A 21,203-nucleotide genomic window follows, 5' to 3' on the forward strand; every position below is an offset into this window, starting at 1 on the left:
TTCAGAAGCTTATAAGATCAAAACAGGCAAGATGCAAATCGCAGTCGTGTGAGTGTCGCCGGACTGCGCGATATTCCTCTTTTACACCGCCGCCGCTTTAGCCCTTTGGCGGCATGATCGGCACAACCTTGGGGTCAGGCTCGGGTGTGATTTCTGCGAAATCAAAGTTGTCCAGACGATGGGCCCGTTTGCCTGCCTTCTCGGCCGAGATCTTGATATCCTCAATATCCTTCGCGGCTTGCCCAAAGTGCCGATCCAGATTACCCACTCGGGTCACCAGCCGCTCCACATCGCCACCCAGCATCGCCAGTTCTTTGCGAATGGCACCTGTTTGTTCACGCATCCGCGCGTCTTTCAGTATCGCGCGCATGGTGTTCAGCGTCGCCATGCAGGTCGTGGGCGACACGATCCAGACCCGCGCGCTGAACCCTTCGCGCACAATATGGGGCAGGCGGCTGTGCAATTCGGCATAAACAGCTTCGGACGGTAGGAACATCAGCGCACCATCAGCGGTTTCGCCTTCGATCAGGTAGCTTTCGGAAATCTTCTTGATATGGGCTTTGATCGCTTGACCAAAGGTGGTCAAGGCGCGTTCGCGGTCAGCCTTGGTATCAGCCGCCATCAATTGTTCGTAAGCTTCCAGCGGAAACTTGGCATCAATGACGATTGGGCCGGGGGGATTGGGCAGATGTATCAGGCAATCCGGTCGGCTGTTGTTGGAAAGGGTCGCTTGCCAGGTGTAGCTGTCGGCGGGCAGGGCCTTGGACACGATATCTTGCAACTGAATTTCGCCGAAAGCGCCGCGGGTTTGCTTGTTGGATAGAATATCCTGCAGCGACAGCACATCGCCCGACAGCTTTTCAATATTCGTCTGTGCCTTGTCGATGGTCGCAAGCCGTTCTTGCAGCGCGGTCAGGCTTTTTGTGGTTTTCTCGGATGAGCCAGAAAGCGTGTCTTTCATCCGTTCCTGCATTTCGGCCAAGGAGCGGGCCGATTTGATTGCATTATCTGACAGGCGTTCCGCCATTTGGGCCTGCACTTCGGCCAGTCGCGTCTCCATCGTTTGTACGACCTGCACCTGCGCCGTTGCCTGCGCATCGCTGACCGTGCGTATGTTCCCCGCCAGTTGCTGCTGACCTTGCCCCAGCGCGTTCACATCCTGCGACAAGCGCCCGACCTGTGATGCCACAAACTGCACCGCCTCGGTCGATTTCCCGGCACGGCGCACCGTCATGATCAGCAGGATCAATACAACCAGCGTGATAACCGCGCCGACAATGACCCCAATGACCATCGGGTCGCTTAAGTCATAGATATTTTCACCAATCTGGATCATGTGCGCCCAAACAGCCGTTCGATATCGGCCAGCTTGAGTTCGACATAGGTCGGTCGTCCGTGGTTGCACTGGCCGGACAAGGGTGTCGCTTCCATCTCACGCAGCAGTGCGTTCATCTCGGCGGCTTGCATTCTGCGGCCCGACCGGATGGAGCCGTGACACGCGACCCGGCTGAGAATTGCTTCGATCCGCGCTTGCACTGATGCGCTGTCACCTTGGTCTGCCAGTTCGTCCAGAATATCGCGGATCATCGCTTCGGCGTTCACCTCGCCCAAGATCGCGGGGGTTTCACGCACGGCAATAGCGCCACCACCAAAGGGTTCGATGGTCAGGCCGAATTTAGCCAGGTCATCTGCGATGTCGCGCAGTTGCGCCGCCTCATTTTCCGATAGTTCAACAATTTCAGGGATCAGCAGGGCCTGTGCCGCAACACCGTTTTCGGCCATCTGCGCCTTGAGCTTTTCATAGACCAACCGTTCATGGGCGGCATGTTGATCAACAATGACGATGCCATTTTCGGTCTGCGCGATAATGTAATTCTCATGCACCTGTGCGCGGGCGGCACCCAACGGTAGATCATCGGGATCATCTTCAACCATCGGTTCAAAGCGCGCTGAAGGCATTTCACCAAATCCGGGTGCCTGCGCCTGAAAGGTCATCGACCGGGCACTGAAACTGGGCCGGTCCATCTGATAAACCCGCGGTTCGGTTCGTTCCGGTGTGATCGCGCCCAAGGTTGCATTAGCAACAGTGGTCGAGGCACGATGTCCGGCATCGGCCAAAGCATGGCGTAAACCAGACACGATCAGCCCGCGTACCGTGCCGGGATCACGAAAGCGGACCTCGGATTTGGCGGGGTGCACGTTGACGTCGACCAGCGTTGGGTCGCAGTCGACAAAAAGCGCAGCAACCGGGTGCCGGTCACGCGACAGCACGTCCATATAGGCGGCGCGCAAGGCACCAAGCAACATTTTATCCCTGACCGGACGTCCGTTTACAAAAAGGAACTGCGCCACCGCTGCCCCGCGTGAATAGGTCGGCAAGGCCGCATACCCTGTCAGGTGGAACCCCTCCCGCTCGGTATCAATGCGCAGGGCGTTTTCAGCAAAATCTTTGCCAAGGACAGCGCGTAACCGACCATGCAGCGCATCAAATAAATCGCCGGTTTCGGCATCTGCGCGAAAAACAGTGCGATTATCACCTTTGGAGGCATCGCGCAGGATGAACGTCACGAACGGTTCTGCCATGGCCAATCGCTTGACCACATCGGTCACGGCCTGTGCCTCGGCCCGGTCGGTGCGCAGGAACTTCAGACGTGCGGGCGTTGCATAGAACATGTCGCGCAATTCAATAACCGTGCCAGCGGACAGCGCGGCAGGTTTCACACCTTCAGCCTGCCCGCCCGCGACAGCGATCATCGCCGCTTCTGCGTTCTTGGCGCGTGAGGTGATTTTCAAGCGGCCCGTTGCGCCCAGCGATGGTAAAGCTTCGCCCCGGAACCCAAAGGACTGGATATTCAACAGGTCAGAGCCATCAATCTTTGACGTTGCATGGCGCAACATGGCCATGGGCAGATCAGACGGTGTCATGCCACAGCCATCGTCCGTCACACGGATCAGGGTTTTGCCGCCATCGGCAATCACCACTTCGATCCGGGTTGCGCCAGCGTCGATACTGTTTTCGACCAGTTCTTTGACCGCAGAGGCAGGCCGTTCCAAAACCTCGCCCGCCGCAATCCGGTTGATTGCGGCGTCATCCAGCTGCCGGATCACCGGGCGCGGCTGTATCTGGGGGTCTGCGATGGCCATGACACAAGTTCTAGCATAGCCAGCTGCGATTCTACGAGCGGAAATCGCTTATTCAGACGGCGTGTTTTCCAATCCGACAGGCTTGCCAACCACCACAAAATGCAGGTTCTCTGGTTGAAGCAATTCAGCCGCGACCCGGTTTGCATCTTCCAGCGTCACAGCCTCAACAAAATCGTTGCGGTTGGTTACATACTCTGGCGTTAGCCCGATCATCTGCATGCCAACCATGATCTTTGCGATCTCGGCGTTTCCGTCAAACCGCAGCGGATACTCTCCTGTCATATAGGTCTTTGCGACTTCCAGTTCTTCTGCGGTGATCCCGTCCTCGGCCATCCGCGCCCATTCGCTGCGGGTGACTTCAATCGCCTCAGCAATCGTTTCATTGGACGAGGCTACCCTGCCCAACATCACCTCTGCATGGAACCGTGGCACCAGAAACGAACTGATCCCATAGGTCAGCCCGCGCTTTTCGCGTACTTCGGTCATCAGGCGCGATTCAAATCCGCCTGCACCCAAAACACGGTTCACGATCACAGCTGCGAAAAAGTCTTCATCATCGCGTTTCATACCGCCATGACCAAACAAAGCGACCGATTGCGGTGTATCGAAATCAACAACCGTGATGCCACCTGCCATATCGTAGGTAATGTTTTCTGGCAGGGGCGGCCCATCCTGCGGCAAATCACCTAAAAGATCATCCAGCAGACCGCCAACCGTCTCGGCTGTCGTATCGCCAACAACAGCGACATAAAGCCTGTCACGAACCAAGGCATTGCGATGCGCATCGCGCATATCGTCCTGGGTCAGGTTGCCGACACTTTCAATCGTGCCTTCAATGGCTGAACCATAGGGGTGATCCCCGTAAGCGGCGGCGCTGAACGTATCGCTTGCGATGGTGTTGGGGCTTTTGGCGTCACTTGCGATGCCAGAGATGACTTGCGCGCGCACGCGGTCCAGCGCCTCTTGGTCAAAGCGCGGCTCAACCAGCGCCTGTCGCAACAGTGCGACGACATCTTCCTTGTTTTCGGTCAGGAAGCGCGCTGAGACTGAAATCGTATCGTCGGTTGCGCGAAAACTGATGCTTGCCGCAAGCTCCTCCAACTTTGCTTGAAATTCTTGCGCTGACATATCGCCAGAGCCTTCTTCCAGCAGACCTACCATCAGGTTGGTCGCACCCCGTTTGCCGGGCAGGTCCAATACCGGGCCACCTTGAAACCGCAGTTCCAGTGCGACAAAGGGAATCTCGGGTTCCTCAACCACCCAAGCGTTGATGCCGCCTGGGGATGTGACCTCCTTAATATCAATGTCTGCCCGCGCAGTTGTTGCGACAATGGTCAGGCACAAAGCAATCAGAATACGTCGCATCAGCGTGCCTCCTCTTGATCGGACACGACCCAGCCGGTGACGGCCTGATCCCGATTGAACACTTTGGCAGCGACCGCTTTGATGTCTTCTTCGGTCACGGATTGAAGGATATCAGGCCACGCTTGTACGTCTGCAACCGTAAGGCTTTGGGTCAGTGCCGCACCATACCGCTGCGCCAAACCCTGCACGTTATCAAGCGCGTAAACCTCTGACGCGCGCAATTGGGTGCGGATGCTTTCCATACGCGCAGGATCAATTTCGCCTTCCATGAAGGCGCTGATCACCTCGTCCATCGCCTCCTCTGCCTCTGACAAGGTGACGCCGTCAGCAGGAACCACAGCGAAAGAGAATGTCGCATCATCCAACCAGGACGCACTGTAGGACGCATTGGTGTAAATGGCGGTTTGTGTGTCAAACTGAAGCGCCTGACCTAATGCAGATGTAAACGGCGACCCGCCCAGTAATTCAGCCAGATAAACAAGCGCTGCGGCTTCGGTTTGCGCGCCCGGGTCACGTTCCGGCGCGAGGTAAGACCGTACCAGATAAGGCTGACTGACGCGCGCATCGACATAGGTGATCCGACGTTCGGCGCGTTGTGGTGGTTCTTGGGGGCGTTCGCGGACGGGCAGCTGATCTTCGGCAGGGATAACGCCATAGTATTGTTCGGCCAGTGCCAACACCTCGTCCGGCTGCACATCGCCGGCGACAATCAGGATGGCATTGTTCGGCGCATAGTAAAGGTCGTAGAAATCCTGCGCATCTTGCAGATCAAGCTGCTCCATCTCGTGTTTCCAGCCGATAATTGGCACGCCGTAGCGATGGTTCTGAAACAGTGCTGCGCGGAATTGTTCACGCGCCAGCGCGTTGGCGCTGTTTTCGGTGCGCTGGTTGCGTTCTTCCAAAATGACGCCGCGCTCGCTTTCGACCTCTTCTGGGGTCAGAACAAGGTTGTTCATGCGATTGCTTTCCATCTGCATCATCAGTTCAAGCCGGTCAGCGGCAACGCGTTGGAAATAGGCGGTATAATCATAGCTGGTGAAGGCGTTGTCGCTGCCCCCATTGGCCGCAACAACAGACGAAAATTCGCCCGAAGCCAGTTCATTGGTGCCTTTAAACATAAGATGTTCAAGGAAATGGGCGATACCGGACACCCCTTCGGGTTCATCCGCTGACCCTACTTTGTACCACAGCATATGCACGACAACCGGGGCGCGGTTGTCTTCGATCACCACAACCTCCATCCCGTTATCAAGTGTATAGGTCGTGACGTCTTCGGCCTGAGCGGCAACAGCCGACATCATAATTGCCAGCGCGGCGAACAAACGTGTCATGGGCATCCTTTTTTCAAATGACTGCCCCGATATCTACGCTGCTTTAGGCTTGGATCAAGTGACCATACGCGGATGTGAGGTGTGGTTATTCGGTTTCATCTTCGTCGCAGACCCGGCGGAAGCGTCCATCCGGTGATCCGGCTGTCGTAATGACGCAGTTGTCACCTAAACCGATACGCTCCAAAAAAGGTGTGCGTGCGGGCTCTGTTGCTTCGGCGGACCCTTCCGCGCCAGATGCCTGTTCGACATTGGTTTCATCGCCTTCGCAGACACGGCGCATGCGTCCGTCAGGCGATCCGGCTGTTGTGAATACACAGCCTTCACGTAAACCTAGACGCTCAAAGAAGGTGGCGTTTGCAGCGTCTCGTTCTTCGATGACCTCGGCAGGGATTTCTGCGACGGTGACGCCCGCTGCCTGCAATCGGGCGCGTTCGGCAGAGGCATCAAGCGCTTGCCGTCTGTAAGCAGGAAAGTAACGGTCGCGCCCAAGCGGGTTGAAAAAGTTCGACCGTCGTGCACGGTCCAGTTTGGCTTCGTCTTCTGCGGCCAAAACCGCCCGGATATTGGGGTCTACGCCATAGCGGTTGGTTTGCGCAACAAGGGCTGCGTCGCCAGCAGGGATACCCCCTGCGATCTGGGCGGATGGTGATCCACCAAGCGCGCGAATGGCGTCAGCGTTTGGTGATGGATCGGTGCGGTTTGTGCCGCCGGGCGTAGGCGGCGGCAGGTCACGCGTTTGCGGAATTTCCAGCGGACCAAGGGGGATTACTGCAAATTCATCTGGGCCACCACCGGCAGATCGCAGGTCACGCAAGGGCCTGTCTGTGTTCCCACAGGCGGTCACCAAAATCAGGGCCAGAACGGAAAAAGAAAGCGCACGCATGATAAATCCCTCAGGGTGTTGTCAGTGTGTATCCCATGGCTGTCAGGACGTCACGCTGATTTCTTTTTGTCATCGGCAAGGAAGGCAAGCCCGATGGCGCCGATGAAAATACAGATATCAGCCACGTTGAACGAAAACGGGTTGTTGAACCCACAGCATGACATATTCAGGAAATCCGCGACTGCCCCGTAAAAGAACCGGTCAATCACATTGCCCATCGCCCCACCGATCAGCAATCCGCCAGAGATATAGACCCATTTGGTTCCGCCAACCTTGTTCAGCCACCAGATGACCGCGGCTGTGATCGTGAATGCTACCCCGATCAGGACCCAGCGCATGTCATAGTCGGCGAACAGTCCGAAATTGACGCCGCGGTTCCATGCCATGCGCAGCACTAGGAAGGGTGGAAACACCTCAACCAATGGGGGATAAGGCAGTTGATCTGACGGTACGGTGACTTGCGCCCATTTTAGTCCGAAGACGTTGAACAGCACATAGAATTTGATCACCTGATCAAGCAGAAAAATCCAGAATGCTGTCATGAACATCAATCGCATTGCTGTGCTCCTAGTGCCGGAAGTGGCGCATGCCGGTAAAGACCATGGCGATGCCGGCCTCATCCGCTACCGCGATCACCTCGTCATCGCGCATCGACCCGCCAGGTTGGATCACACAAGTCGCCCCCGCTGCTGCGGCTTCCATCAAACCGTCAGCGAAAGGAAAGAATGCGTCGGATGCAACGGCTGATCCTTTGGTCAGTGGTTCAGGCAAACCCATTGCTTCAGCCATGCGTTCAGCCTTTTTCGCCGCGATCAATGCACTGTCGAGGCGCGACATCTGGCCTGCGCCAACGCCCACGGTCGCCTTGTCTTTCACGTAGACAATCGCGTTGGATTTAACGTGCTTGGCAACTTTCCAAGCAAACAGCAGGTCCGCCATTTGGTCGTCCGTCGGGGCAACTTTGGTCACAACCTGCAGATCATCCATCCCGACAAAGCCGGTGTCCTTGTCCTGCACCAACATACCACCCGCCACTTGGCGGTAGGTTGTGATCGGGGCTTTCACATCCGGCAGGCCATCAGTTGTCAGCAGGCGCAGGTTTTTCTTGGCCGCAAACACGGCCTTCGCGGCGTCCGATGCGCCGGGCGCGATCACAACTTCTGTGAAAATCTCGACAATTGCTTTTGCGGTGTCTTCATCCAGTGGCTGGTTCAGCGCGACAATGCCGCCGAACGCGCTGGTGCGGTCGCAGTTAAATGCGTTCTGATAAGCCGCAAGCAAAGTCGCGCCGCGTGCCACACCGCAAGGGTTGGCGTGTTTGATGATCGCCACGGCAGGGCTATCCGCAGGATCGAACTCGGCCACCAGTTCAAAGGCGGCATCGGTGTCGTTGATGTTATTGTAGGATAGTTCCTTGCCTTGGTGCTGCACAGCGGTTGCCACACCCGGACGGTTTGTGCCGTCGGTATAAAACGCAGCTGACTGGTGGCTGTTTTCACCGTACCGCATGGTCTGCTTATAGGTGCCGCTGAAAGACCGACGACGCGGTGTTTCTGCCCCAATCGCGCCCGCCATCCAAGTGCTAACCGCCGTGTCATAGGCGGCAGTGCGGGCATAGGCGGTTTGGGCCAAACGCTGGCGCAGCGCGAGGGTGGTTTGCCCGTCATGTGCCTCTAGTTCAGCTAGCAGTGCGTCATAGTCCTCAACATCCGTGACCACGTTCACAAAGGCATGGTTCTTAGCCGCAGAGCGGATCATTGCAGGGCCACCAATGTCGATGTTTTCAATGCATGTATCGAAATCCGCGCCTTTAGCTACGGTTTCTTCAAATGGATAAAGGTTCACGACCAGCAGATCGATGGGCCCGATGTTATGTTCAACCATCGCATCGCGGTGCCCTTCCAGATCACGGCGCGCCAGCAATCCGCCATGTACAACAGGATGCAGCGTCTTCACCCGCCCATCCATCATTTCAGGGAAACCTGTCACATCCGCCACATCGCGCACCTCAAGGCCCGCATCGCGCAGCGCTTTGGCTGACCCCCCAGTGGACAGCAATTCAACCCCACGCGCAGCAAGCGCACGGCCAAGGTCAATCAACCCGGTTTTGTCAGATACAGAAAGCAGGGCGCGGCGCAGCGGGGCAAGATTGGTCATGGTGGTCCTTTGATCGGCTAATCTATCGCGTCCAATGGATCGGCCTTTGCAAAGTCACGCACAGCGGTAGGCGTGTCTTGGGTTTTGGCCAAGGACCAACGGACACGCGTCGCATAGGCCATTGTGCGCCTAGATAAAACCACCTGTTGGGTGGGAATGGGCTTTAATTGCCGGTTTTGCAGATAAACAGACGGTGCAAGGCTGAGTTTTGTCGTTGCATCATGGCGCAATTGCCAGACTTCCCCTGATTTGAGGGTCAGTGACACGGTCGTGCGATCCACATCAATGGCCGGCACCACATCAGGATGCAGATGAAAGCGGATGATAAACGGCATTCCGCCAGATGTTTGCGCGGTCGCGAACGCAGTCTCGTCTTCGGGGCCAAGGGTGGTCAGCAGATCCTTACCCTCTAACGTGCGCCCGTCTGCGGACAGCTGCAGAATACGTGCATGGGTCAGACCATGCGAGGCTTGATAACCGTTATGCGACATCTCAAGCTTGCGGTCGTCTGCGTAAGAGCATTGGACCAGCGTGGGCAGTTCTGTCAGCAGTTCATCCCCGTTCGCCAAACGCCCCTTCGGACCCAGGTGAGAGGACGATACGCCCTCGATCATCGTTGTTGAATGGCTGGGTGTCGCCCGGCTGGCGCGCCGCCATTCGTCACCAAAGCGCGCACCAGAACCGCAGTTGACAATCATCGGGCGGCGGCCAGAGGTCAGTTCAAACCCCAAAGTACTGGCATGTGCCGCGACCGAAGCTGCACCCGCAGGTGGGGCGGCGGCATCGACGATTACCGTTGTGCGGCCCGCGGCCAACCGGGCATAGCCCATGCGGGTGTCCTGCGCGGGGCGTGCTTTGATGCCTGATGCAAAAAGAGCTGCATCCAGACGCCCGCCAATCCCTTCGCCACCGCCATGAAAGCGGGCAAGACTGCCATCGGCATGACGTAAAACGCGCAAAGTTGGCACCAGGCGCGCGACAGCCTCTGTAATCTCGGTCGGGACCGTGCGACCGGCATCGCGCAGTGTTTGCATCGTCCAGTTCAGCAGGCTGAGGATATCCAGCAGGTCTTGTGGTTTGCGGGTTTCAATGGCCCCGTCAGGCCCGATCTGCGTGGCGCAATCCTGTGCCAGCGCCGCAATGGCGGGTTCGGCATGCCGGTCCATGCTTTTAAGCGACAGGCTGGCATAGATCATCCCGGCCAACGCATCAAACCGGCGTAAACCGCGTGTTGTGTGCCAGCGGCGCGACAGGAACAGCGTTTGCCGCGCGAGGCTTTGGAAAAACTGCGCTGAGGCGTATTTGTCATGCCCGCGCAGCAGGAATGGGCCGTGGTTGATCCAACGCATCAGGCGGCGTCCGGTGATGCCGGGGGTCCAGCCATCGCCATGCCCTTTGCCGTAGGTGTCGATCCAGCCAAACACCCACTTTTGCGCCAACGCGCGGGCCTGTGCGTCACCAACGGCGGCCAGATCATCCAGCCATGCACATCCGTGGATTTCATCAGCGACCTCGGGGTAGGCCGCAGCAATATCCCAGATCGTGTAACTGCGCCCTTCAACGAAAAGGCCAGAAAACAGGAACTGCCCCGCAATCAGTTGTTGGCCACGCGCAAGGACGCCAATGGTGCGCGGTTCGGGAACAGACACAAATTCAGTCGCTAATGCCGCCCGCGCCGCGCGCCGCGCGTGCCAGCGATGCATAAAGCGCGTGCGCTTTTCCTGCCATGTGATTGCTTTGGCCAATGCCTGTAGCCTTAATTGCGCGCATAAGATGCGGTTTTGCACAAACCATAGAAAAAGCCTGACGCTAAGTCACGCAGGCTTTCGCATGACCGCCATATAGAAACCATCCATCCCACCGATATCAGCCCAATAGTCCGGGCGCAGGCGCAGCCCGCCTTCATCCGTGATCCAGTCTGGGTTGACGCCGTTGATCCGCAATGCGTCGGCGTCGATGGTCAGGCCGGGATGCCGCGCAAGCGCCTCTTCCGCCTGCACTTCGCCTTCATCAGGTAACAGTGAGCACGTGCAAAAAACCAGACGGCCGCCAGGTTTTAGTAAGGTCAGCGCATGATCTATCATCGCCTCTTGCTGGTCGATCAGCGCGCCAAATTCGGACCCGTCCTTTGCATAAGGCAAATCCGGGTGTCGCCGGATCGTGCCAGTGGCAGAGCATGGGGCGTCCAGCAAAACGGCATCAAATCCGTCTTGTTCAAAGGTGAAGGCGTCACTCACAACGCAGTCCGCCTTCAGGCCAACGCGGGTCAGGTTTTCGCCAATCCGTTCCATCCGTTTTTCTGAGATATCGACGGCGGTCACTTGCGCACCCAAGGCGGCCAATTGCATCGCTTTGCCGCCCGGCGCGGCGCAAAGGTCCAGAACTTTTAGGCCCGTCACATCACCCAGCAGTTTCACAGGGATAGCTGCTGCGGCATCCTGTACCCACCAATCGCCTGTCGCATAGCCTTTGAGGGTCGACACCTGCCCGGCGTTTTGCAGGCGCACTGACCCGGTGGGTAAGACCGTCCCATCCAGCGCTTTGGCAACGGCGGCGGCATCGACCTTCACTGATAAATCCAACGGCGCGCCAGCGAAATGCGCAGCTTCCATGGCTGCCACAGCATCACGCCCCCAAGCTGCCACCAATGGCTGCCGTAACCATCCCGGTGTCAGCGGTATGGCGCGTTTGTTCCACCCCTCGGGTCCTTCGGCGGCAATCTTGCGCAACACCGCGTTGGTCAGCCCCTTCATTGCTTGCGTGCGCTTGTTGCGGGCGACAATTTCGACATAGGCGTTCACCACGCCATGCGCGGCTTCCCCGCTGCATAATTCAATAACGCCAAGACGCAGCGCGTTCATCACATGATCCGGCGGTGTCTTCTTCAGGTAAGGCTTGAGCATCCGGTCAGCACGGTCCAAACCGCGTAAGGTTTCCGTCGCAAGGCGCTGGGCGCGTGCACGGTCGTCGTTTTCCAGCCGGGCCAGCGCCCCACCACCGATCAGTTCCGCCATCAAACGGCCTTCGCCTGTGATTTGCATCAGCAGATGATGGGCAGAGCGGCGGGCGGGCAAACCTGTCTGGGTCATGGATGTCTCACTTGAAGCTGGGTGCGCGGGACGTATATCAATCGTAGTGTATCGACAAGGAGGGTGCCGCCCGTGACCGATCAGCCCAAAGACCTGCCAGCCGCAGCCCAACGCGCCTTGGCCGAGGCCGAAGAACGCCGCAAAAAGGCTGATGCGCAGACGCTGCCACCCGAATTGGGCGGGCGCGACGGGCCAGAACCTGTGCGCTACGGCGATTGGGAGAAGAAGGGCCTTGCCATTGATTTCTGATGATCTGGGCCGCCTTGCAATTATCCACTTATCTTAACAAGCAAGCGCTGTTGCCTGTGTCTTTTGCGGTGTAGGTTAGTCTGGTTGCTCGAAAGGAATCAGATTTGTTCGCCCAAAGATGTGTTGCCGCCATTGCTTGTGTTGCCCTTGCCAGTTGCGGTCTGCCCCGCGGTGCTGGTTTCCAGTCAGAGGTTTTGGCCGCGTCGAACGCCAACACGGCCGCTGAAGGCGAAGAACCGGTCTATGATTTCACCGTTTATGAGGTGAACCGCAACACCCTGCCGGTCTTGCAAGGATGGCCGGCGACAGGTGGCGAAACCCTGCTGTGGATCGTGGCGCAGGAACAGCCCGCATCGCTGTCGATTGCCACGGGCGACACTGTGCAGGTCACGATCTGGGACGCCGAAGAAAACTCGATCTTCGGGGCCACTGGTGTGACCCCTTTGCAGCCCGAAGCCGTCAGCGCAGATGGCCGGATTTTTGTACCCTACATTGGCGATCTGCGCGTGGCTGGCATGTCGCCCAGCACCGCGCGCCAGCGCATCGAAGAAGAGCTGATCCGCACAGTGCCGTCTGCACAGGTGCAATTATCTGTCGAACCGGGGCGGTCGAATACGGCCAATCTGGCGTCTGGTTTTGCCGCGCCCGGCCTATACCCGCTGTTGGATCGGAACGTGAAAATCCTTGATCTGTTTTCGCAGGCTGGCGGGCCGAACCCAGAACTGAACTCGCCGCAGGTTCGTCTGGTCCGCGGGTCGCGTACATTCGGTATTCCGTTTGAACGGCTTTTGCGTGATCCACGCGCCAATATTGCCATACGTGGCGGCGATCGAATTTATATTGAGGATGACAACCGCAAATTTATTACTCTTGGTGCCACTGGGACCCAGACCATTGTCGATTTCCCCGAGGTTGAATTATCCGCACTCGAAGCGCTTGCTTTGATTGGCGGGGTCAATGCAGGCAGCGCCAATCCCGAAGGTATTTTGATCTTACGTGAATATGCCCCCAGCGCTGTCGCTGATGGGATTGTCGGCCCCCCGCAAGAACGGGTGGTCTTTAACATTGATCTGACCAGCGCGGATGGCTTGTTTTCGGCCAGCAATTTCATGCTGGAAGGTGACGATCTGATCTACGGCACCGAAAGCGTGCTCGGTTCGGCGCTGACATTGGTCAGCCTTACCAATACGATTTCTGGGCTGGCCAATAGAAACTAGGGCCAAGACCCCGGGCTTAGAACAACGCAATGTCGTCTGCGAATGTTGCGGGATCTGTGATCCCGTTGATGATCAGCACATCGCCATTTTCAAAGTCGATTGTCGCGCGTCCGTCTGAAATGTCACCGTAAAGGAACAGCAGGTCCGCGGCAGAGGTCAAACCCGTCCACAAAGACGGATCAAGGATGATTTGGTCCAGCCCCTGTTCAAAATCCACAATCTCATCCGTGCCGCTGTTGAAGATAAAGGTGTCCGCACCTGCGCCACCAACCAGCATATCTTGACCCAATCCGCCATCAAGAACATCCGCGCCCGCGCCGCCAAGCAGCGTGTCGGCCCCTTGACCGCCCAACAGCGTGTCATCACCCGCGCGCCCAAAGATTGCATCAGCGCCTGCATTCCCGCGCACGATATCATCACCGCCACCGGCGAAAATAAGGTCAAACCCGGCCCCGCCCTCCAGCGTTTCAGATGCATCGCTTCCGTCAATCACAGCGCCTATCACACCGCTATCTGATGACGTGTCCATGGTTCCGCGCAACAAATCAATATTGCCTGATTTGATCATTTGCCATGGGGTCATAGGATTGTTTGCACCGGAGTCATCGACTGGAGGTTCTGTTGTTGTATCGTCCAGTGTTGGCGTAGGTGTCGCAGGCCCCGGATAACCGGGGGTCAGATCGACAGGAAGTCGGGACAAACCAATCAGATCATTTGTGTTCAGTGTGCGGTAATCAATTGGCGTGCCATCAGAACTGCGGACATTCAGTACCTCATCCCCGTAGATGATCCGCATTCCGTCGCTTTGCAGAGTGATAAATAACTGACTGATATCGCGCAACATCGGCCAGAGTGACAGGTCGATCTTGTCCTCGCCCGCTGTGAAATCCGTGATCGTATCTTCTGCGCCATCTGCGGATAGGATGAACACATCCGCGCCCGCGCCGCCTGTCATATTGTCACGGCCCAACCCATCGCGCAGAATATCGTCACCGGCTGCGCCGTTCAGCGTATCATCGCCGTTATGGCCTTGCAGGATGTCGCCACCGTTGGTGCCGGTCAGGTCGTCGCCGTCCACGACAGCCGTCAGTGTCACCCCTGCCACCCCTGTATCTAGCCGTAATTGGGTTACCCCGGTTTCGCTGCTGCTGGCTGCGAAAATATCAATGCCCGCACCGCGTTTTGCAGCAGCAAGTGCGCTGATGTTATCCAGCCCAAAGTCATCGGTGTCTTCAATCGCATGGCGGTGCACCAACAGGCCACCTTCCAGCAGCACAAACACAGAGATACCATCATCCGCACCGCCAGCGATAACGTAGGTTTTGCCATCCGCCTCGACTACTTCAAGTGATGTGACGCCGCCGAACCGGGTATCCCTGCTGTCCAGTACATGATCACGAACGATCATGCTGCCATCAGCACCCAGTTCAACAACGCTCAGGCTGTCTGTGCCAGCAGCGGCAAGGATAAGATAGGTGTCGCCACCGACAGTTGCGGCTTCAAGTGCTGTTGGCGCGCTGGTCCAAAGCCCGTCATCCGCGCCGATTGTCGTTTCGCTGATGATGTTGCCGGTTTCGTCAACCGCCCGGGCTGTGACGCCATTTTGAAAAGTACTGGTTGAGATGACAAAATGCTGGCCTGCCACGGTTGTGACTGCGGTCGCGACAATGCCCGATGTCGTGGTTGGTGCGGCATCTTGCAAAACCGTATGACCCGTCAATGTCCCACCGGCATCGAATGTCAGGCGCGCCAGGCCAGTTTGCCCCGCCAATGCGCCAAACACGACTTGGCTATCGTCTGCGAGGGTCAGGGTCGTTCCATATTGGAACCCATCAAACGCAGAAGGCAGTGCCGTTAAGTTGACGAAGCTATCAAACCCACCATCAGCCCCAAGCGTGGCCATTTGCAATCCGCCGTCGGCGCTGCCGCCGACCAGAACGATTTCTGGTGACAGGGCCGCCATGCTGCCCGTTCCACCGGCCATCAGCCCGCCATCAAATGGGGTGCTTTCGCCAATGCTTAGAACACCACTGTCGATGTCCCACTGCCGCAGCACACCGTCGTATCGGGTGCTGCTATAAAGGTGCGCTGTGCCGTTCACATCCACAACCATCAGGTCGGTGATATGCGAGAAAGTCATGTCACCGGGATCGGTGACATAGTACGAAAAAGAGAGTGATGACATAAGGTAGGTCCCCCCCGGAACCGCGTGTCTTCATGATGTGAGATCAACATGATCGGTCCGGGCGGAGGGAGCGCGGCGCAATTGCGGCGCAGGTGTGAAGCTTGCCATGCAATTTGCTCAATATCATTTTGGATTTGAGGCGAAGTCTGCTCTATGTTTTCCTTTATGACATGTCGGGATATGCCCTGCCGTCCCCAGCAATTGGATGACCACAATGCCCCCTAAATTCGGAACCAGCGGCTTGCGCGGTCTTGTGACAGATCTGACAGCCGATTGCGTGACACGCTATGTACAGGCATTCATCGTCAGCTGTCCTGTGGGGAAGGGGCTTTATGTCGGGCATGATCTGCGTGCGTCTTCGGCAGGTCTGGCAGATATCGTCGCACAGGCTGCCGCGCAGGCGGGTCTTGCTGTGACGCTGTGTGGTGATGTCCCCACACCGGCCCTTGCCCACGCAGCAATGGCAGATGGCGCCGCTGCAATCATGGTCACCGGCAGTCACATACCGGCAGATCGGAATGGACTGAAATTCTATACGCCACTTGGCGAGATCACAAAAGCGCAAGAGGCCGCGATCCAAAAGGCCCTTGGACACACCGCCCTGGCCATGCCCGCAGGTGCCATAACGATGGCGACAGACGTGCAGGCGCGGTATGCAGCACGATACCAATCGGCCTTTGGCAAGGCTTTGGCAGGTTTGCGCCTTGGGCTTTACGAACAAAGCGCTGTGGGGCGCGATGGGTTGTCGGACCTGCTGCGCAGTCTTGGTGCAGAGGTCACATCCTTGGGCCGGTCAGATGTGTTTATTCCGATTGATACTGAGGCGGTTCCAGATGATCTGCGCCAGCAGTTGCGCAACTGGGCGCGCGAACATGACCTTGATGCAATTGTTTCAACTGACGCCGACGGGGATCGCCCGTTGCTGACAGATGAAGACGGTGAAGTTGTGCCCGGTGATATTTTGGGCCAGATCGCTGCCGCGGCACTGGGTGCGCAAACCGTGGTGACCCCAATTTCATCGAATTCCGGCGTTACGCTGTCTGACCGATTTACACGTGTCGTGCGCACGGCGATCGGATCGCCGTATGTGATTGCGGCGATGCAGGATAACGCCGGGGCCGTTGCTGGTTACGAGGCGAACGGCGGCTTTCTTTTGGGTTTTCAAGCGCAAGGGCCTGCCGGGGCGTTGCCGCAATTGATGACACGGGATGCGGCGTTGCCAATCATCGCGGTTCTGGCGCAAAGCCCGGACATTGGGATCAAAGGGGTCGTGGCCAAGCAGCCTGCACGCTTTACCGCAGCAGACCGGTTGCAGGATGTTGATCTGAAAGCTGCGGCTGCATTCCTTGATCAGCTTCGCCAGGATGACGATGAAAAAGCGGCCTTTTTGACCGCTTTGGGTGGTACATGTATGGCAGTTGATGAAACCGATGGCGTGCGGATGACGTTGCAGGATGGGCGCATTGTTCACCTGCGTCCATCGGGGAACGCACCTGAAATGCGGCTTTATGTCGAGGCGTCGTCGAAAAAGGATGCCCGCGAAATGCTAGAGACGCTTTTACCAGTCCTGATGCGTGCGATTTCGTCGCATAAAGAATTTTAAGTTTTGTGACAAAACGCACAGAACGGACCGGTTTGCATACGTATGCTATTTGCCGGGGATATTTTTGAGTGGTGAGGGTTTAACGGTATGTCTTCAGCGTGCCTTGCATCGAAAGATGCAAGGCACGTTCATTTTCAAGACCCGTCATACCCGTTGGGATTTTTTGATTGCCAAGCCCATGTGCTGGCTGTCATCGCATCCAGATCATGTGTCGCGGACCAGTTCAGTTCTGCATTTGCACGGCTTGCATCGGCTTGCATTGCGGCAATATCGCCTTCTCGGCGCGGGGCTTGTTTGGTGGCAATCGGCTGTCCGCTTGCACGTTCGAATGCCGCGACCATGTCGCGCACACTATAGCTTTGTCCGGTGCCAATGTTGAACGGCCGCGCGCCAGTGGCGTCTTGGGCGTAATTGATGGCCGCGACATGCGCGCGCGCCAGATCAACCACGTGGATATAGTCACGCAGGCCGGTGCCGTCAGGCGTGTCATAATCATCGCCAAAGACCTGTAAGGCATCGCGCTTGCCAACCGCAACTTGGGCGATGAATGGCATCAGGTTGTTGGGAATGTCCTTGGGATCTTCGCCAATATCCGCAGAAGGATGCGCGCCGACGGGATTAAAGTAGCGCAACAAAACGGCGGTGGTGTCAGGGTAAGCCGCCGTCCAATCAGTCAGGACCTGTTCGGCGATCAGCTTAGACCGCCCATAGACAGACATTGGGTTCGTTGGATGGGCTTCGTCATAGGGCAGATAGACCGGTTCACCATAAACAGTGGCGGACGACGAAAACACAATGCGATGACAGCCAGCGCGCCCCATTGCGCGCAAAAGGGTGAGGGTGCCTGCGACGTTGACATCATAGTAGTGCAGCGGTTTTTGCGTGCTTTCGCCCACGGCCTTCAGCCCGGCAAAGTGGACCACGGCCTCTGGCTGAAAATCCTGCATGACCTCGTCCAGCTTGTCGCTATCGCGGACATCGCCGACATAGTCATGCAGCACCCCGTTGGACAACGAACGCACCCGCGTCAGGACCTCTGGCGTCGCGTTGCTATAGTTATCAAGCACACAGACCTCATGGCCTTGCGCCATCAGTTCCAACAACGTGTGACTGCCGATATACCCAGCGCCGCCCGTGACCAATACGCGCATGACTGTCTCCAAATGATGTGGGACCGTTCTAGGCAGTCAAACGACCGGGTTCAACTGCGCTTATGCGCGTGCGTAATTGTCTTCGTAACGGACGATATCGTCTTCGCCAAGATAGGCGCCGGTCTGCACTTCAATCAGGATCATCGGCAATTTGCCGGGGTTTTCCAGCCGGTGCCGCGTGCCCAACGGGATATAGATCGATTGATTTTCGGTCACCAGATCAACCTTGTTGCCAACCGTAATGCTGGCGGTGCCTTGCACAACGATCCAATGTTCGGACCGGTGGTGATGGGATTGCAACGAAAGGGCAGCACCGGGATTTACGACAATGCGTTTGACCTGAAAGCGGTCGCCCTTTGCGATGCTTTCAAACCACCCCCAAGGCCGGTGATCACGGGGCGACTGCTCGGCCTGTTTGGCCCCGTTTTCTTTCAACGTGGTGACGGCAAGTTTGACATCCTGTGCGTGGTCTTTATGGCTGATCAGAACTGCATCCGGCATGGCGACAGCGACAATATTCTGCAGTCCGATCCCGACGATGGTTTGTCCTTCGACTTCGGATCGTAACAGGACATCGGTGCAATCAATCGCCGTGGCATCGCCAGACAGCGCGACACTGTCGGTTTCCGTTTCGCGCCAGACAGCGGCCCAATCGCCCAGATCAGACCAGGCACCATCATATGGCACAACGCTAAGGTTTGTTGCTTTCTCCATGATGGCATAGTCAATTGACATTGGTTCGATGTCGGCCCACGGCCCGGCGGCAAGACGGAGAAAAGACAGGTCGGTCACACCATCATCAAGGGCCGCTTTCACGCTGGCATGGATGTCACTGGCGTGTGTGCAATAGGCGTCAATGATGGCCTTGGCCGTGAACAGAAAAATCCCCGCATTCCAAAGGAAATTACCGGCAAACAGCATCTCGGCAGCCTCAGCCGCATTGGGTTTTTCAACGAACCTGCGCAAGGGTACCGGTTCTGAACTGTCTTGCACCTGCGGCGCAAGTTCAAGATAGCCATAGCCTGTTTCCGGTCGGTCCGGTTTGATCCCAAAGGTGACAAGCTGGCCCGCAAGTGCGGCTGGGATGGCTGCATCAATACTATCGCGAAAGGCTGTCTTATCAGGGATCAAGTGATCAGAGGGTGCAATCAGCAACAGCGCATCCGGGTCGCTTTCTGCGACCTGCAAGGCAGCTGCAATCACGGCTGGTGCGGTGTCGCGACCGGCAGGTTCGATCAATACGGTATCGGGTTCCACCCCAATATCCTGAAGCTGTTGCAGCACCACAAAGCGGAACGGATCGCCGGTGATAATGACAGGCGATGTAAACGCATCACTGCTAAGCCGTTTGGCGCAGGTCTGAAACAGGCTGTCTTCCCCGATAAAAGGCGAGAATTGCTTGGGATAGCTTTGGCGCGACAGCGGCCAAAGCCGGGTGCCTGATCCGCCACATAAGATCACAGGCGTAATTCTCATGATGCGCGCAGGTTTTGGCCCGCCTCCTGCATTGTGCGGTACCAGTCATACGTTTGCGCAAGCCCGTCGTGCAATGATATTTTGGGTGCCCAGCCCAGGCTTTGCATCACGGATGTATCAAGCAGCTTGCGCGGCGTGCCGTCTGGTTTGCTGGGGTCAGTATGTGTGTCGCGGCAGAATCCGGTTAGATCAGCAACCATATGTGCAAGCTTGAGAATGCTGATATCTTTGCCGGTGCCCACATTTAGGTGGCTTTGCATCGGCCTGGTTGCGGCGGCATATTGGTCTTGGCTTAGGCCCATAGTGAACAGGACCGCATCGGCCAGATCATCCACATGCAGAAATTCGCGCCGCGGCGCGCCAGTGCCCCAAATCGTCACCGCGCGCTGGGCGCTGCGCACGGCATCATCATAGCGCCGCAAAAGGCTGGGCAGGACATGCGAGTGGTCAGGGTGAAAATTGTCGCCGGGCCCATAAAGGTTTGTGGGCATCAGCGACCGATAATCGCGCCCATATTGGCGATTATAGCTTTCACATAGCTTGATGGCGGCAATTTTCGCCATCGCATAGGGTTCGTTTGTGGGCTCCAATGGTCCTGTCATTAGCGCACTTTCAGGGATCGGCTGGGCGGTGTCGCGCGGATAGATGCAGGACGAACCCAATTGGATCAGGCGTTGCACGCCAGCGGCGTGCGCCTCTTGGATCAGATTGCTGGCGATCATCAGGTTGTCTTGGATGAAATCCGCAGGCTTGGTGTCATTTGCCATGATACCGCCGACCTTGGCCGCCGCGATAATGACCAGATCAGGCTTTTTGGCCCAGACAAAAGACCGCACGGCGGCTTGATTGGTCAGGTCCAACGCGGCGTGTGCCACCGTGATCACGTCATGATCACGGGTCGCCACAAGTTTGCGCAAAATAGCACTGCCAACCATGCCGTTATGGCCTGCTAGAAAAATCCGCATCTTTATGCCTCCAGGGCCACCGGTACATCCATGCCATGTTCGCGCAAAAGCGCATGACGCTGGGCGATTTTAAGGTCCGCTGCAACCATTTCTGCGCAGATGTCTTGGGGCGTGATCGTTGGCGTCCAGCCCAGTTGCTTTTTCGCCTTCGACGGATCACCCAAAAGCGTCTCAACCTCGGCAGGCCGGAAATAGCGCGGATCAACCCGCATCACGACATCACCGCAGCGCACGCTTGGGGCGCGGTTGGAATTCACGGCAGCGACAGTCGCAATTTCTTCTGTACCATTTCCGCTGAAGGCCAGTTTCACGCCCAGTTCAGCCGCCGACCATTTGACGAAATCGCGGACGGCGTACTGCTTGCCGGTTGCGATCACGTAATCTTCGG

17 protein-coding genes are annotated in these 21,203 nt (G+C 57.2%); 3 read left to right on the forward strand and 14 right to left on the reverse strand.

The window, feature by feature from the left end; translation table 11 throughout:
- Positions 1-97: 97 nt before the first annotated feature.
- From RCCS2_RS15030 to RCCS2_RS15070, 9 genes are all read right to left on the reverse strand, one after another.
- The gene (locus tag RCCS2_RS15030; protein WP_008235759.1) at positions 98-1,336 is read right to left on the reverse strand and encodes a DNA recombination protein RmuC; all 1,239 of its coding nucleotides are present in this window, start codon (positions 1,334-1,336) and stop codon (positions 98-100) included.
- Positions 1,333-3,144, reverse strand: a complete 1,812-nt coding sequence (gene mutL / locus RCCS2_RS15035) for a DNA mismatch repair endonuclease MutL (protein WP_008235760.1) — start codon at positions 3,142-3,144, stop codon at positions 1,333-1,335. The genes RCCS2_RS15030 and mutL overlap by 4 nt, the downstream gene beginning before the upstream one ends.
- 48 nt (positions 3,145-3,192) lie before the next feature.
- Entirely contained in the window at positions 3,193-4,509 is a 1,317-nt protein-coding gene (locus tag RCCS2_RS15040; protein ID WP_008235761.1) for a M16 family metallopeptidase, read from the reverse strand.
- Positions 4,509-5,840 carry a M16 family metallopeptidase gene (locus RCCS2_RS15045; protein ID WP_008235762.1) on the reverse strand — a complete coding sequence of 444 codons (1,332 nt, stop codon included), beginning with the start codon at positions 5,838-5,840 and terminating at the stop codon, positions 4,509-4,511. Before RCCS2_RS15045 ends, RCCS2_RS15040 begins: the two co-directional genes overlap by 1 nt.
- A gap of 85 nt (positions 5,841-5,925) precedes the next feature.
- Positions 5,926-6,723 (reverse strand): DUF3035 domain-containing protein, encoded by a 798-nt coding sequence (locus tag RCCS2_RS18215; protein WP_008235763.1) that lies wholly within the window; start codon positions 6,721-6,723, stop codon positions 5,926-5,928.
- Positions 6,724-6,773: 50 nt separating this feature from the next.
- A complete protein-coding gene (locus RCCS2_RS15055; protein ID WP_037294286.1) occupies positions 6,774-7,280 on the reverse strand; it encodes a signal peptidase II in 507 nt (168 codons plus the stop codon).
- 10 nt (positions 7,281-7,290) lie between these two features.
- A complete protein-coding gene (gene purH / locus RCCS2_RS15060) occupies positions 7,291-8,880 on the reverse strand; it encodes a bifunctional phosphoribosylaminoimidazolecarboxamide formyltransferase/IMP cyclohydrolase (protein WP_008235765.1) in 1,590 nt (529 codons plus the stop codon).
- A gap of 17 nt (positions 8,881-8,897) precedes the next feature.
- Complete coding sequence (locus tag RCCS2_RS15065) at positions 8,898-10,625, reverse strand: heparinase II/III family protein (protein ID WP_008235766.1); 1,728 nt, start codon at positions 10,623-10,625, stop codon at positions 8,898-8,900.
- Positions 10,626-10,694: 69 nt separating this feature from the next.
- Positions 10,695-11,969, reverse strand: a complete 1,275-nt coding sequence (locus RCCS2_RS15070) for an RsmB/NOP family class I SAM-dependent RNA methyltransferase (RefSeq protein WP_008235767.1) — start codon at positions 11,967-11,969, stop codon at positions 10,695-10,697.
- 72 nt (positions 11,970-12,041) lie between these two features.
- Here RCCS2_RS15070 and RCCS2_RS15075 point away from each other — a divergent pair, with 72 nt between their 5' ends.
- Both RCCS2_RS15075 and RCCS2_RS15080 read left to right on the forward strand, forming a co-directional pair.
- A complete protein-coding gene (locus RCCS2_RS15075) occupies positions 12,042-12,218 on the forward strand; it encodes a DUF1674 domain-containing protein (RefSeq protein WP_008235768.1) in 177 nt (58 codons plus the stop codon).
- Between the two features lie 104 nt (positions 12,219-12,322).
- Positions 12,323-13,435 (forward strand): polysaccharide biosynthesis/export family protein, encoded by a 1,113-nt coding sequence (locus RCCS2_RS15080; RefSeq protein WP_008235775.1) that lies wholly within the window; start codon positions 12,323-12,325, stop codon positions 13,433-13,435.
- Positions 13,436-13,451: 16 nt separating this feature from the next.
- On the opposite strand, the gene RCCS2_RS15085 is transcribed toward RCCS2_RS15080, so the two are convergent.
- A complete protein-coding gene (locus RCCS2_RS15085; RefSeq protein WP_037294288.1) occupies positions 13,452-15,620 on the reverse strand; it encodes a M10 family metallopeptidase C-terminal domain-containing protein in 2,169 nt (722 codons plus the stop codon).
- A gap of 214 nt (positions 15,621-15,834) precedes the next feature.
- Here RCCS2_RS15085 and RCCS2_RS15090 point away from each other — a divergent pair, with 214 nt between their 5' ends.
- Positions 15,835-17,223 carry a phosphomannomutase gene (locus RCCS2_RS15090; RefSeq protein ID WP_037294312.1) on the forward strand — a complete coding sequence of 463 codons (1,389 nt, stop codon included), beginning with the start codon at positions 15,835-15,837 and terminating at the stop codon, positions 17,221-17,223.
- 134 nt (positions 17,224-17,357) lie between these two features.
- Here RCCS2_RS15090 and galE read toward each other — a convergent pair whose 3' ends face one another.
- The 4 genes from galE to RCCS2_RS15110 form a co-directional block, all read right to left on the reverse strand.
- Positions 17,358-18,374 (reverse strand): UDP-glucose 4-epimerase GalE, encoded by a 1,017-nt coding sequence (gene galE / locus RCCS2_RS15095; RefSeq protein ID WP_008235780.1) that lies wholly within the window; start codon positions 18,372-18,374, stop codon positions 17,358-17,360.
- A 60-nt stretch (positions 18,375-18,434) separates the two neighbouring features.
- Positions 18,435-19,850, reverse strand: a complete 1,416-nt coding sequence (locus tag RCCS2_RS15100; RefSeq protein ID WP_008235781.1) for a mannose-1-phosphate guanylyltransferase/mannose-6-phosphate isomerase — start codon at positions 19,848-19,850, stop codon at positions 18,435-18,437.
- The gene (locus tag RCCS2_RS15105) at positions 19,847-20,815 is read right to left on the reverse strand and encodes a GDP-L-fucose synthase family protein (RefSeq protein WP_008235782.1); all 969 of its coding nucleotides are present in this window, start codon (positions 20,813-20,815) and stop codon (positions 19,847-19,849) included. The genes RCCS2_RS15100 and RCCS2_RS15105 overlap by 4 nt, the downstream gene beginning before the upstream one ends.
- Before the next feature lie 2 nt (positions 20,816-20,817).
- Positions 20,818-21,203, reverse strand: a 386-nt coding sequence (locus tag RCCS2_RS15110) for a GDP-mannose 4,6-dehydratase (RefSeq protein WP_008235783.1), incomplete at its 5' end; no start/stop codon positions are given.

It is taken from the genome of Roseobacter sp. CCS2, from assembly GCF_000169435.1.
GTDB lineage: Bacteria > Pseudomonadota > Alphaproteobacteria > Rhodobacterales > Rhodobacteraceae > Yoonia.